General features: G+C 56.6%; 13 protein-coding genes and 1 tRNA gene. 6 read left to right on the forward strand and 8 right to left on the reverse strand.

All coding sequences use genetic code 11. From position 1 onward, the window contains the following. Nucleotides 1–128: 128 nt before the first annotated feature. The 5 genes from FMN52_RS18785 to FMN52_RS18805 all read right to left on the reverse strand — a co-directional run bounded on the left by FMN52_RS18785 (nt 129) and on the right by FMN52_RS18805 (nt 4,190). A complete protein-coding gene (locus FMN52_RS18785) occupies nt 129–347 on the reverse strand; it encodes a DUF2835 domain-containing protein (RefSeq protein WP_148610146.1) in 219 nt (72 codons plus the stop codon). Nucleotides 348–513: 166 nt separating this feature from the next. Further along, nucleotides 514–2,406 (reverse strand): molecular chaperone HtpG, encoded by a 1,893-nt coding sequence (gene htpG / locus FMN52_RS18790; RefSeq protein WP_148610147.1) that lies wholly within the window; start codon nt 2,404–2,406, stop codon nt 514–516. Between the two features lie 123 nt (nt 2,407–2,529). Continuing rightward, entirely contained in the window at nt 2,530–2,964 is a 435-nt protein-coding gene (locus FMN52_RS18795; RefSeq protein WP_148610148.1) for a PaaI family thioesterase, read from the reverse strand. Continuing rightward, nucleotides 2,961–3,431 carry a PaaI family thioesterase gene (locus FMN52_RS18800; RefSeq protein ID WP_148610149.1) on the reverse strand — a complete coding sequence of 157 codons (471 nt, stop codon included), beginning with the start codon at nt 3,429–3,431 and terminating at the stop codon, nt 2,961–2,963. Before FMN52_RS18800 ends, FMN52_RS18795 begins: the two co-directional genes overlap by 4 nt. An 18-nt stretch (nt 3,432–3,449) precedes the next feature. Then, nucleotides 3,450–4,190 (reverse strand): DUF599 domain-containing protein, encoded by a 741-nt coding sequence (locus FMN52_RS18805; protein WP_148610150.1) that lies wholly within the window; start codon nt 4,188–4,190, stop codon nt 3,450–3,452. A gap of 200 nt (nt 4,191–4,390) precedes the next feature. Between FMN52_RS18805 and FMN52_RS18810 the strand changes: the two genes are divergently transcribed. The 4 genes from FMN52_RS18810 (at nt 4,391) to FMN52_RS18825 (ending at nt 8,523) form a co-directional block, all read left to right on the forward strand. Further along, the gene (locus tag FMN52_RS18810; protein WP_148610151.1) at nt 4,391–5,668 is read left to right on the forward strand and encodes a M48 family metalloprotease; all 1,278 of its coding nucleotides are present in this window, start codon (nt 4,391–4,393) and stop codon (nt 5,666–5,668) included. A gap of 173 nt (nt 5,669–5,841) precedes the next feature. Then, nucleotides 5,842–6,387: a hypothetical protein gene (locus tag FMN52_RS18815; RefSeq protein WP_148610152.1), complete on the forward strand. Its 546-nt coding sequence runs from the start codon at nt 5,842–5,844 to the stop codon at nt 6,385–6,387. Next, on the forward strand, nt 6,387–7,574 hold the full coding sequence (locus FMN52_RS18820) for an iron-containing alcohol dehydrogenase (RefSeq protein ID WP_148610153.1): 1,188 nt from the start codon (nt 6,387–6,389) through the stop codon (nt 7,572–7,574). The genes FMN52_RS18815 and FMN52_RS18820 overlap by 1 nt, the downstream gene beginning before the upstream one ends. Before the next feature lie 166 nt (nt 7,575–7,740). Beyond that, nucleotides 7,741–8,523: a transporter substrate-binding domain-containing protein gene (locus FMN52_RS18825; RefSeq protein WP_148610154.1), complete on the forward strand. Its 783-nt coding sequence runs from the start codon at nt 7,741–7,743 to the stop codon at nt 8,521–8,523. A gap of 12 nt (nt 8,524–8,535) precedes the next feature. On the opposite strand, the gene FMN52_RS18830 is transcribed toward FMN52_RS18825, so the two are convergent. After that, nucleotides 8,536–11,022 (reverse strand): FtsX-like permease family protein, encoded by a 2,487-nt coding sequence (locus FMN52_RS18830; RefSeq protein WP_148610155.1) that lies wholly within the window; start codon nt 11,020–11,022, stop codon nt 8,536–8,538. After that, nucleotides 11,022–11,741, reverse strand: coding sequence for an ATP-binding cassette domain-containing protein (locus FMN52_RS18835; RefSeq protein ID WP_148610298.1), 720 nt, complete (start codon nt 11,739–11,741; stop codon nt 11,022–11,024). Before FMN52_RS18835 ends, FMN52_RS18830 begins: the two co-directional genes overlap by 1 nt. Nucleotides 11,742–11,803: 62 nt before the next feature. Between FMN52_RS18835 and FMN52_RS18840 the strand changes: the two genes are divergently transcribed. Then, nucleotides 11,804–12,433: an arylesterase gene (locus tag FMN52_RS18840; RefSeq protein WP_148610156.1), complete on the forward strand. Its 630-nt coding sequence runs from the start codon at nt 11,804–11,806 to the stop codon at nt 12,431–12,433. A gap of 7 nt (nt 12,434–12,440) precedes the next feature. Here the strand turns inward: FMN52_RS18840 and FMN52_RS18845 are convergent, their stop codons facing one another. Beyond that, nucleotides 12,441–13,406 carry an alpha/beta fold hydrolase gene (locus tag FMN52_RS18845; RefSeq protein WP_162851889.1) on the reverse strand — a complete coding sequence of 322 codons (966 nt, stop codon included), beginning with the start codon at nt 13,404–13,406 and terminating at the stop codon, nt 12,441–12,443. A 72-nt stretch (nt 13,407–13,478) separates the two neighbouring features. On the opposite strand from FMN52_RS18845, the gene FMN52_RS18850 reads away from it, so the two are divergent. Further along, a tRNA-Asn gene (locus FMN52_RS18850) sits at nt 13,479–13,554 on the forward strand. Nucleotides 13,555–13,599: the final 45 nt, after the last annotated feature.

A 13,599-nucleotide genomic window follows, 5' to 3' on the forward strand; every position in this document is an offset into this window, starting at 1 on the left:
ACACATTGGACATGGGCTTGCTCCTGCCTAACGGGAATAGCTCCACCTTAGCGCGGGGACGATCGCCCAATACAATTAATTAAAAATAAATTTGTGAAAGCTTTTGTTTATGGATGAACGTTGGCTTCTCAAAGCCGTTCGATGTAGGAGAACTTGCCGGCAGCGTCAAAAACGATGCGGAAACTGCCGCGAATGCCATCGCGAAGGTAAAAACGGGAGAGGATACGGGCCGGGAATCGGACAGAACGTCCGTCCCGGGCCGTGGTGTGAACATCGGTGGCAACGCCCTGATAGAGCTTGATCCACTCATCAGGGCTGATGCTGATATCCACAATGATCTGCTGCATCTGACTCTGACCTATTTGGGATTACGGCTTCGCCTAATCCGGCCTACAAAGACTAACCGGCGTGCCTGTCATACTGTCGGATTACGGCTTCGCCTCACCCGACCTACAAATCAAGGTAGGTCGGATTAGCCAACGGCGTAATCCGACGCAGAACCGGATCCAGGCCTCAGTTGGCCAGTTCCAGCAGCAGACGGTTCAGGCGAGTAACGTAGGCACCGGGGTCCGGGAGCTGCTCTCCGCTGGCCAGGGTGGCCTGATCCAGAATGACTGCTGAGAGCTCATTGAACCGCTCTTCGCCCTTTTCGCTTTCGAGGCGCTGAACCAGAGGATGGTCCACGTTGATCTCAAAGATCGGCTTGCTGTCCGGAACTTTCTGGCCGGCGGCTTCCATGATCTTCTTCATCTGGGCACCCATGTCGAAATCGCCAACCACCAGACAGGCCGGGGAATCAGTCAGGCGATTGGTCACCCGCACTTCCTGCACACGGTCGCTCAGTGCATTCTTGATGCGCTCCAGCAGGTCCTTGTGCTCTTCGGCGGCTTCTTCCTTGTGTTTCTTGTCTTCCTCGGTCTCGATTTCACCAAGGTCCAGATCGCCACGAGCGACGTCCTCAAACTGCTTGCCGTCGTACTCGCTGAGGTAACCCATCATCCACTCATCGATGCGATCTGTGAGGATCAGCACCTCAATACCCTTCTTGCGGAATACTTCCAGGTGCGGGCTGCTCTTGGCCGCAGTGAAGTTGTCGGCGGTGATGTAGTAAAGCTTCTTCTGGCCTTCCTTCATCCGGCTGATGTAGTCATCCAGCGACACCTTGTGTGCGCTTTCACCGGTATGGGTAGAGGCAAAGCGCAGCAGGCCGGCAATTTTCTCGCGGTTGCTGAAGTCTTCCGCCGGGCCTTCTTTCAGCACCGTGCCGAACTCGCCCCAGAACTTCTGGTACTGCTCTGGATCCTTCTTGGCCAGCTTGGACAGCATATCCAGAACCCGCTTGGTCAGCGCAGTGCGGATGCTTTCCACGGTGCTATCGTTTTGCAGGATCTCTCGGGACACGTTCAGGGAGAGATCGTTGGAATCGATCACACCCTTTGCGAAGCGAAGGTACAGCGGCAGGAACTGCTCAGCGTCATCCATGATGAACACGCGCTGCACATACAGCTTCAGGCCACGGGGCGCCTCGCGGTTGTAGAGATCAAACGGTGCACGGGCAGGGATATACAGCAGGCTGGTGTAGTCCAGCTTGCCTTCCACCTTGTTATGGGACCAGGTCAGCGGATCTTCGAAATCGTGAGCGATGTGCTTGTAGAACTCCTTGTACTCCTCGTCCTTGATCTCGGTACGTGGAAGGGTCCAGAGCGCGGTGGCATCGTTGACGGTTTCATACTCGTCTTTCTTCTCGCCTTCATCGGACTCTGCCTTCATGACGACCGGGAACGAAATATGATCCGAATACTTCTTCACCAGACTGCGGAGTTTCCAGCCGTTGGCAAATTCCTTGGCGTCGGATTTCAGGTGTAGAACGATCTGGGTGCCGCGATTTTCCAGGTTCACCTGCTCTATAGAGAACTCCCCGTCACCCTGGGATTCCCAATGAACGCCCTCTTCCGCAGGCGCACCGGCGCGGCGGGTAAACACGTCGACCTTGTCGGCCACAATAAACGATGAGTAGAAACCAACGCCGAACTGACCGATCAGCTTGCTGTCCTTCTTCTCATCCCCAGACAGCTGCTGGAGGAATTCGGCCGTGCCGGAACGAGCGATGGTGCCAAGGTTCTGGATAACGTCGTCACGGGTCATGCCTATGCCGTTATCGATCAAAGTGACGGTATTCGCCTCTTCGTCAAATTCCAGACGAATCTTCAGCTCAGGATCGCTTTCATAGAGGCTGTCGTCCTTGAGGGCCGCAAAACGCAATTTGTCTTCGGCGTCTGAAGCGTTAGAAATCAGCTCACGAAGGAAGATTTCCTTGTTGGAGTAGAGGGAATGGATCATCAAGTGAAGCAACTGCTTCACTTCGGTCTGAAAACCCAGAGTCTCTTTTTGCGTCTCAACCGTCATGGCGTCTATATCTCCTGATACGAATAAACAAGCACGGTGTTGTGCCCGAGTTACCTCATGGTTCGTGTTGAACAGAAATTGGGGGCACACCGGGGCATTTCAAGCCCCGTAGCATAGGCAAATTCAGTCTTCGAGGAGGAAATGCGCGCGGGCGGTTGCGATAGGTTGCGAACGGGATTTCTGCCAGGCGCTGACCATCACATTGGCAACCCGGTTGCCCTGGCGGGTAAGACGGCACTCAGCATAGGTTTCACGGTTGAGGCCTGCGCGAAGGTAATCCAGGGAAAAGTCGATGATGCGTGGCATCCGTAAGCTTTCCTGCGACATAATCAGGTAGATATTGGCGGACATCTCCATGAAACCACCAATCACACCACCATGGATAGCCGGCAGGATTGGATTACCGAGGTTGGAATCCTTGCAGGGCAGGCGGAAAATCAGATCGTCGCCGAACTGCTCACATTGGAGGCCGATCCAGGTGGCGTACGGAATGCTTTTAAGCATCCGGCTGAAGTCACCGGTTTCCTGGGTATAGCGGAGGATTTCAGGGTCGGTCATTCTTCACCTCCTGTAATCAGGTCCCGGTAATGTTTCGGGCTGGCATCCTTCCCGATACGCATGAAGGTGGCCACGCAGTTAGCAATGGTTTCACCGCCCTCCTGGTAAGCCTCGCAGCGGGTAAAAATGATGTTCCGGGTTACCCGGTAGGTTTCAGCCCTCGCATAAACAGGCTTCCTGGGCTGGGCCGGGCGCATGTAGTCCACACGCAGATCCAGCGTCGGGCAGAGTTCGAACTCTTCCAGAGCACACAGGATCACACAACCTGACGTCGTATCCATCAAGGTAGTGATGGCCCCACCATGAATCACCCCGGTGTCGGGGTTTCCAATGATACGGTCACTGTAGGGCAGGCAAAGTGTGAGGCTGCCTTTTTTGGCTTCGGTAACCGCGAGGCCAAGCTCTTTGGCCTGGTTGAGTGTCTCGATAAAACGGGTAACCCGTTTCCGTCGGATATCATCGTTCATTCAGGTTCAACCTGTGGATCAGCTTTTGAATTTCGGGCTGTTTTCCGCCTTGCCGGGCAGCGGTTCCTCGAACACCTTACCTGCCCTCAACGCCTCCAGTGCAGTGGAACAGAACTCCCGACGGTAAAGGACAATAACCACCAATGTGGAGGCCGCCATGAAAACGATCGGGTGAATGAACCAGCCTACCACGGCGAGTGCGTAATAGTAGGACCGCAGCCCAAGGTTAAATGCGTCGCCAGCGAGATTGCAGATATTGCCGGCGCTGCGGGCGAACGCCTCCCGACCGGCTGGACTGGTTTTGGTATCGTCTGGCGGCGGGGCACTGCCCACCATCACCGACACGAAATTGTACATCCGCATGGACCAGGTGAATTTGAAGAAGGCGTAGATAAACACTACCAACAGCACCACCATGCGCAGTTCCCAAACTTCCCGGGTCGGCAATGTGCCAAATGGCATGGTGCTGAACACTTCCATCACCTCCTGGGTGTAGCCAAGAGCGGTGATAATACCGGCGAGAATCAGCAGGCAACTTGAGGCGAAAAACGCGCCGTTCCGCTCCAGGTTACCCACTACCGAAGCATCGGCAATCCGGTTTTCCCGGCGTAACATGACGCGCATCCAGTCTTCTCGGTAAAGGTCGAGCGTGTTGGACAGACAGGGACGATCTGCGGCACGGCGTTTGGAGTACTCGGTATACCCGAGCCAGCAAACCAGAAACCAGAGCAAAGCGATTAATTCGAGTACATTACCCATGGGTTGCCTTAGGTTCGAAAACAGCGAAACAGTGCAGGAACAGAGGCTTATGATACGCCAAGGGCCTGCCCGCCACCACCGCTGCACCCGGTGAGGTAATCCACTGTTTGGCAATCATATGCTATAAACTGCCCATTCAGGACTCGGGCACAAGCGTATTAGCGTGCCCGACATCGCATTATCTAAAAGGGAGCTCATTTGTGAACCTGTTTGCTATCAAAACCAGCGCAGTTGCCATTGCCCTGGCGGCAACGCTCAGTGGTTGCTCGGTCAATCCGGTTACCGGGGAAAAGCAGCTTTCGCTGATCGGGGAAAGCCAGGAGCTCGCCATGGGCGCGGAACAATACGTGCCCACCCAGCAAACCCAGGGCGGTCGTTTTTATGTGGACCCGGAGCTGACTCTCTACGTGAGCGAGGTTGGCCAGAAAATGGCCGAAGTCAGTGATCGGCCGGACCTGCCCTACGAGTTCGTGGTTCTGAACAGCAGCGTACCCAACGCCTGGGCCCTGCCCGGTGGCAAGATCGCGATCAACCGTGGCCTGCTGACAGAACTTGAGGACGAAGCCCAGCTTGCCTCGGTTCTGGGCCACGAGGTTGTTCATGCTGCGGCCAAACACAGTGTTCAACGCATGCAGCAGGGTATGCTGATCAGTGCCGGTGTTGCCGGCCTTGGTTTTGCCCTGTCGGATAACGAATGGGCCGGGCTGATCATGGGTGGCGCTGCAATGGGGGCGCAGCTTGCATTGGCTCAGTATAGCCAGGGTGATGAACTGGAATCCGATCATTACGGCATTCTCTACATGAAAGAGGCGGGCTACGACCCGCAGGCGGCGGTGGAGCTGCAGGAACTCTTCCTGAAGCTCTCTGAAGGCCGACAGTCCAGTTTCATTGATGGCCTGTTCGCGACCCATCCTCCCTCAGCAAAGCGCGTGGAGGAAAACCGCGAACTGGTGCAGAAGATTGGTGCCGGCGGCTATCGTGGTGAAGAAGTTTACGAACGCAAGATGGCCGAACTCCGTTCGCTGCAACCCGCTTACGATGCCCACGACAAGGCCATGGAACTGGCATCCAAAGACGAGATGAAGGCTGCTCTGGACAAGGTTAACGAAGCCATTCGCCTGCTACCGCGGGAAGCCATGTTCTATGCTCTGCGCGGCCGCATTTATCAGGATCAGAAGGAAGCCGAGAAAGCCGCTGCCGACTTTGAAAAGGCGGTGGAGCTCTACCCCGAGATGTTTAAATATCGTCTTTACAATGGCCTGAATGCTCTGAGACTCAACAATCTGGACAAGGCCAGAGAGAATCTCACGAAAGCCAATGAAACGGTCCCCACTTCCATTGCGTTCCTGCGCCTGGGCGACGTTGCGGTGAAACAGAACAACCGAAATGAGGCCATTGCCTATTACAGCAAGGCCGCCGAAGCCAGCGGTGAAGTTGCCGAGGAGGCCAAACGGAAACTGGCCGCGCTCACGCAGTAACTGTCCCCGGAATCGTTGACTTGAAAAGGCCGGAGTCCTGAAGGATTCCGGCCTTTTTGTTGCTCGGGATCAAGATTGCCGGGATGACGCGCATCTTATGTCATCCACTCCATTGACTTTTAGAGCAATAACTCTAAAAATCAGATGACATCAACAACGATTGGATGACGGACATGTTAGCGAAACGTATCCAGCCCATGGTCTTTCAGGCGCGCCGCTTGTATGTGGAACTGATGTTCCAGGTGATGGGGCGAGCCCTGCAGGCTGTAAGCGAAGTGGACGAAAAGGTTCAGAACGAAGCCAGGGCTCTGCCTGATGGCTTTCTCTTTGAGATGATGGTGATGCCGGCCGGCTCAAAGCTGATTGTGGAGCACACCGGCCAGGGACGCTTCCGTTATCACGGTGACAAGGCACCCCGCCCGGTCGACCTGTCCATTCAGTTCAAACACATTGCCCATGCTTTCCTGGTGCTGTCATTCCAGGAGAAGACGTCCGTTGCATTCGCCAACGACCGCATGCTGGTAGATGGCGACATTAGCTATGCCGTTCGTATGACCCGGGTGCTGAACCGGCTTGAGTCTTTCATCCTGCCGAAACTGGTCGCCAAGCGAGCCGTCAAGGAATACCCGGCCGACCTGCACCTTCCGGAAAAACTGATCAGCGCTGCGCGCATTTACCTGAAAGTTGCCACCAATTTCGTCGAGACAGTGAGAGCGTGATGACCAATAAATACTATGAGTTCTTCTGCCCGGTAAAAGTCATTGCCGGCAAGGCCGCCCTTGAACACATTCCCTACGAGCTCACGGGTATGGCTGCCAAGCGGCCTATGATCGTAACCGACAAGGGCGTGCGGGCCGCTGGCCTGCTGGAACCTGTGATCGCGGCTTGCGAAGAAAGCGGACTGGAGATAACGACCATTTACGATGACGTGCCACCAGATTCTTCCACTACCGTAGTGCGCGATATTGCCGGCATCTATCGTCAGGAGAAGTGCGACTCCATCATCGCCGTCGGCGGCGGTTCAGCGATTGATACCGGAAAAGCCGTCAACATTCTGGTTTCCGAAGGTGGTGACGATATCGCCAAGTACAGCGGTGCCGGCGTGCTCAAGCACCCCCTCAAACCCTTCTTCGTCGTGCCAACAACCGCCGGCACCGGCTCGGAAGTCACCTCGGTTGCCGTGATCACCGACGAAGCCAAGGGCGTCAAGCTGCCCTTCACGTCATCGTTCCTGCTTCCGAACGCGGCCATTATTGATCCTCGCATGACCCTTACCTTGCCGCCCCACATCACCGCGGCAACCGCGATGGACGCCATGACCCATGCAACCGAAGCCTTTACCTGCATGGCAAAAAATCCCTTGAGTGACGCCTACGCAACAGCAGCGATCAAGAAAATCAGCCAATCACTCCTGCAAGTCATGGACAACCCCAAGGACAGCGACGGACGGCTTGAACTGGCGCAGGCATCAACCATGGCCGGAATTGCGTTCTCAAACTCCATGGTGGGCCTGGTGCACGCGCTCGGACACTCGACCGGAGCCATCTGTCACCTGCCCCACGGCCTATGCATGAGCCTGTATCTTCCGTATGCGCTGGAATACAACCTGGAGACCATCCGGGAACCTCTGGGCGAGCTCTTGCTGTACCTTGAGGGCCCCGAAGTTTTTGCAGCGACTCCGGCAAGCCGCCGGGCAGAGGCCAGCATTTCCGCTATCCGGAAACTGCGGGACGCCCTGTACAAGCGGTGCCAGCTGCCCCGGACACTGAAGGAGACCGGCAAGGTAACCGAAGCACAGCTGGACCACATTGCCGAGATGGCCCTGGATGATGGCTCAATTATGTTCAATCCAAAGGAAGTGACGCTGGAGGATGCCCGCGCGGTTCTGCGACGCGCCTGGGCATGAAAGACAAGCGGGGCCTTTCGAGGCCCCTGTTTCAAGATTGCCTGAAGATAGAATTCAAATCATTGAAATTGACCAGGTAAGAGAGGAGAATCTGTCGACACTGGCAGGGATGATAGCCGGGTTCGTTTTCCACCTACAGTACCTTTCCGTAGAGAGCCCCCTCCACATGCAAAATCGATGTTCCTGTCGCATTCTCTCGGCTCTGAGTTCCCTGCTCCTTTTCCTGGCAACGCTCTCATTTTCAGCAGCAGGCTCCCCGGAAACATCCGCTGAAAAGCCGGTTTTTCGTTTCAACATTTCGCCTAATGGCTACCCACCCTACCTGATCGTTGACCAGAAAAACCCCTCCGGAATCATGTGGGATGTCGTCTCCGCAGTTGCCCAGCGCATGGGCTACACAGTCATTGCCGAACAGATACCGCGAAAACGGGTTGATGAGATGATCCTGCAGGGCTATATCGACGGCACGCCAAGAGCCCGGGAATGGGCGGACGACCCCGAGCAATTTCTGTTCACAGACCCGGTGGTCGACATAGATGAAGTATTTTTTGTGCCCGCTGGTTCAGGTTTCTCTTATGAGAGCCCCGAGGACCTGATTTCGAAAACCGTCGTCACTCATCTTGGCTACCGGTACCCTCTACTTGAGCCCTACTTCGCGGAAGGCAAAATCCGCCGGTTTGACGTGTCTCGGGACCGGGACATGTTTACCTTTGTTCTGCACGGGGACCGCTTTGATGCCGCCGTAGCTGACCGCCTTGTCGGCAAATGGATTCTGCGGAACGAGGGGCTACGGGAAAGCTTCGACATTGCCAGTCAAAGCATCAGCCATTACGGGCTCCGGCTGATGTTGCGAAAGGACTGGGAGTCCTTTGCCACTAACTTCAACAAAGAGCTGGCTCAGATGAAAGAGAATGGCGAACTAGACGCCATTCTCGCCAATTATCGATAAACGCTGCCGCTTTTACTCCAGACGTCTTAGCAACAGCATCGGCGACACGCTCAGAACCGGTCGGAGCTGCCAGCGGCCAAACAGGGCAAGGACGACAGCACTTACCAGCGGAATGGGCAGCACCACGTGCCAGTGCCACTGGAACGCACCCTCGAACATCCGGAATTGAAGTGCCCAAACGGCCGCCTCGGCGGCAACCACGCCCAATAAACCCGCAAAACCACCCAGTAACGCGAACTCGAGCATGGTGCTACGCACCAGCAGACTCTGGCGGCCACCAAGAGTGCGCAGTAACGCGCCTTCTCTCTGTCGGTCGCGGAGCGTCGCACTGACCACCGCCGCCATCACCACAAGCGCCGCGGCAAGAATCAGTGCCAGAATAGCTTCAATAGCCTGAGTTACCTGCCGGACAATCTCCTGTATTCGCTCAATCACATGGTCAATTTCCAGTACCGATACGGTCGGGAACTGCCGGGAGAACTCATTCAATGCATCCTTCCTGTCCTTGGGCAGGTAGAAGCTGGTAATCCAGGTTGCAGGCATCTCCGTCAAGCCGCCTTCCGGCGGAAACGCCATGTAGAAATTGGGCTTCATGCTGTCCCACTGAACCGTGCGAATACTGGTCACAGCCTCCGTTACCTTCTCGGAGCCGATCGTGAAGGTGAGTTTATCGCCCAGTGACAACCCGAGCTTGCCGGCCAGTTCGGCTTCTACAGAAACACCGTCTTTCTGGTTCTGGTCAAACCAACTGCCTTCAACAATCTCGTTATCTTCCGGCAACGTCGACATCCAGGTCAGATTCAGCTCGCGATTGAGGGCGTTGACGTTCTCGTCCTTGCTGACTGTCTCTTTCACCGGCTGGCCATTGAGCTCGGTCAGGCGTCCGCGAACCATCGGGTAGAGTTTATCCAGGGGCTGACCACGCTCCTGCCAGAACGCATCGACATCCTCCACAGCTTCCGGCGCGATATTAATCAGAAAGTGGTTGGGTGCATCACTCGGCAACTGGGCCTGCCAGTCGGACAGCAGTGACGTGCGCACCAGTATCAGTGTGGCGGCCAGCATCAGCGTCATCGCAAACACAGCGATCTGGGACAGACTGGCCCGCCGATGCCGATACAGGCCCACCAGTGCCAGGCGCCAGGAATTGCCTCCGCCCCGGACCTTACGCAGTGTCGCAACCAGCAGCCAGCCCACCAGACCCAACGCGCCAAGCAGTAGCGCAAGACCACCCAGGAGAGAGACCACCAGGGACAGTTCACCAGCGTACATCCAGACCAGACCGAATACCGCTACGATGGCAACGATCATGTCTGGCAGCGCCTCACGCCCGGTTTCACCAGGCTGGCTACGTAACACCCGCATCGCCGGAACATTGCGAAGCCGGCGCACGGGCGGATAGGCAAAGGCGAACAGGGAGACAAGGGCCGTCAACAGCGCAGGGGTCAGAGCACCAGGGTCAAGCTGGAAATCCACCGGTCGCTCCAGTACCTCGCTCAGCATCCGAGTCAGCAGCCAGTAAAGCGGTATGGCGACCAACAGACCACCAACGATACCGGTAACGCCCCAGAGTGCGAGACGCCTGAGGTAAAGGCCGCCGATACCGGCACCGCTCAGGCCCAGGGTTTTCAGCAGCGCGACGGTGTCGCGCTGGGACAGGGCATATTGCCGACTCGCCACGGCTACCGCCACAGCGGCGAGCAGAACCGCAAGGCTGCCACCCAGCAGCAGGAATCGTTCGGCACGTTCCAGGGAACGGGAAAAGGTTTCACCATCCCGCACACCTTCCCATTCATGGCTCGGTTCAAGCCGGGGCTGAAGCCATTGATAGTAGGACTCCAGCGAGGCTTCATCACCGGCAAAAAGATAGACATACTCTACGCGGCTGCCCTCCTGGATAACCCCAGTGGAGGAGACATCGTCCACGTGCATCATCACCCGGGGCGCCAGAGCCGAAAGCCGAAAACCGCCATCCGGTTCACGAATAAGAAGACCGGACACCGTCAGGTTCAGGTTCCCGACTTCCAGGGACTCGCCAATATCGAGATCCAGAAGTCTGAGCAAACGCGGGTTAATCCAGACCTCTCCCGGCCCGGGACCCTGGTTGACCAGCTCCCTCGTGCCCGATGGATCCCGCTGGATCTCGATATCGCCGCGAAGGGGATATTCATTGCTCACGGCCTTGACCGACACCAGTTGGAAATTATCGGCGCCGAACACCATGGTGGAAAATTCCACCATTCGGCCGGTTTCCAGCCCCTGCTTGGACGCTTGCTGCAACCAGGAATCCGGAATCGGGCGTCCGTTTTCTGCTTCCAGCTGACGATCTGCCGCCAGGAACGAGCTGGCTGAAGAAACCAACGTGCGCTGCAGCTGGCTGGCAAACAGAGCAATGGTGGCAACCGTGGCGACGGCAATGATCAGAGCGGCCAGAACGACACGAACATCCCGTTCCCGCCAGTCCCGGCGGACTGACATCAGTTTTTTTGCAGCAGCCATCAGTGCGCGATCTCCTGCGCTGTTTCCGGTTCGGTGAGAACGCCAGCTTCAATGTGAAACTGCCGATTGCAGCGAGCCGCCAGATGTTCATCGTGGGTGACCATCACCAGCGTTGTGCCCTGCTCCCGGTTCAGCGCCATCAGCAGATCAGAAACTGCCTGACCGGTACGATTGTCCAGGTTACCGGTCGGCTCATCAGCGAACAGAATCAGCGGGTCAGACGCGAACGCGCGAGCAATGGCTACCCGCTGCTGCTCACCGCCAGACAGCTGTCTGGGTGTGTGGGTCAGGCGCTCGCCCAAGCCGACTCGCTCCAGGAGCTCACGGGCCCTTTTGTCTGGTGAAGTCATACCGGCAAGTTCCAATGGCAGCATGACGTTCTCAAGCGCAGTGAGCGCCGGCAGGAGCTGAAAGGACTGGAACACAAACCCAACCCTGTGTGCCCGTAGCTTTGCCCGCTCGTCCTCGCTGAGCTTACTGATCACCGACCCGTCCAGCTCCACCGTTCCCTCAGTGGGCGTATCAAGGCCCGCCAGCAAGCCCAAAAGCGTAGTTTTGCCCGAACCGGAGCGCCCGACGATGGCTACGGATTCTCCCCGATTGATTTCAAGAGTGACCCCTTGCAAGATCGTGAGCGTATCGGTTTCAACACTGACGCGGTGAGTCAGGTTTTTTACCCGTAACATTGGGCTCTGGCTTTCCGGGTTAACATTGGTCATCTGATTCACGGAATCTCCCGATCCTGGGTCCTGAAAACGGCTTATAGGTGTCTTCGTTGTCTATGCATACGGCATTGGTGTACGTCAGATCAATTCTTTTTCTTGTAGTTTCCCTACTGTCCCTGCCGGCAGTGGCCAGCCAGACCACGCTGCTTATTGTCGGTGACAGCCTCAGCGCCGCCTATGGCATACCCTCCGAAACTGCATGGGTGCAGTTGCTGCGTAAACGTCTGGAGAGCAAGGGACTGACGGGCTGGACAGTGGTCAATGCCAGCATCAGTGGAGAAACCACCGATGGCGGTGCTCGCCGGCTGCCCGAACTCCTTGAGGAGAATGACCCCGAGGTGGTGATTATCGAATTGGGGGGCAACGATGGCCTTCGCGGCTTTCCGCCCAACGTTATCGAGTCCAATCTCGCCTCCATGATTGAAAAGGTCCAGAGCTCGGGTGCCCGTGCCGTGCTGGTGGGCATGCAGATACCACCGAACTACGGACAGCGGTATACAGAATTGTTTGCTGAGATTTACCCAAAGCTATCAGACCGTTACGACACCGCTCTGGTTCCCTTTTTCCTCGACGGTATCTACAACCAGGACGGGCTGATGCAGGACGATGGTATTCACCCTTCCGAGGAAGCTCAGCCCAAACTGCTGGAAAAGGTCTGGCCTGTGCTCAAACCAATCCTGCAATAAAGCCGGATCAGCTTAATCCTTGCAGGAAAGCCAGGGCCCGGCGCTCTGACCAGTAGAAGCCATCCTTCGCATGCTCGACAAACCCCACATGGCCGCCCCAGCGAGGCGCTTCCAGGCGTACATGGGCGCCAAGCTGCCGCCGGGATTCCGGGAAGCACTGCGCTGACAGGAACGGATCATCGGCGGCATTCACCATCAGCGCCGGCACCCGGATATCTCGCATCCGCCCCAGCGCCGAACACTGGGCCCAATAATCCTGAGCATCGCGAAAGCCATGCAGAGGCGCCGTGTAACGGTTATCAAACTCGTGAAAGCTGCGGATGGCATCAAATCCCGAAACATCAATCAGGTCCGGAAACTTTTCTGCCTTTTCCTGCATTTTTATCTTCAGATCCCGAAGAAAACGCTGCATATAGATCTTTCTGCTGGGTAGCGCCAGCATATCGGCGCTACCGGCCAGATCACAGGGAACTGAATAGGCAACGGCGCCGCAGATCCGGCTGTCCACCCGCTCACCCTGCTCCCCCAGATAGAGCAACGTCAGATTGCCTCCCATACTGAAACCCGACAGGAACAGGGTGTCGTAGGTGCCTGCCAGACCATGATCAATCACCAGGCTGAGGTCTTCGGTGGCGCCACTGTGGTAAAACCTTGGCTGTCGGTTCATTACCCCGCCGCAGGAGCGGAAGTTCCAGGCCAGAACGTCCCAGCCCTCGCGTAACAGAGCCCGAGTAAGGCCAAGCACATAGGGCCGGCGACTGTGACCTTCCAGGCCGTGAGACACGATGGCCAGGCGGTCACTGCCCTGCCGATACCAGTCCAGGTGCAGTTCGTCGTCATCCGGTGTGGCAATAGTTTCCGCTTCCGGATCCACCATTGGCACCTTGCGAAACAGTGTGGGCCAGACAGACTGGACGTGGCCGTTGCGCAACCACGGCGGCGGACGATAGTGAAGTGCCCTGCTTTCGTACAATTTTTAGCCTTTCATATCAGGGGGTTGACCCCGTAAATCAAAGCGCTTAATATGCGCGCCACTTGATGCTGTTCCCCGATAGCTCAGTTGGTAGAGCAACGGACTGTTAATCCGTTTGTCGCTGGTTCGAGCCCAGCTCGGGGAGCCACTTATTCCGAAATGCCGCTGCTTTCTGTAAAGCAGCGGCATTTTT

Source organism: Marinobacter sp. BW6 (assembly GCF_008107725.1).
Classification (GTDB): Bacteria; Pseudomonadota; Gammaproteobacteria; order Pseudomonadales; family Oleiphilaceae; genus Marinobacter.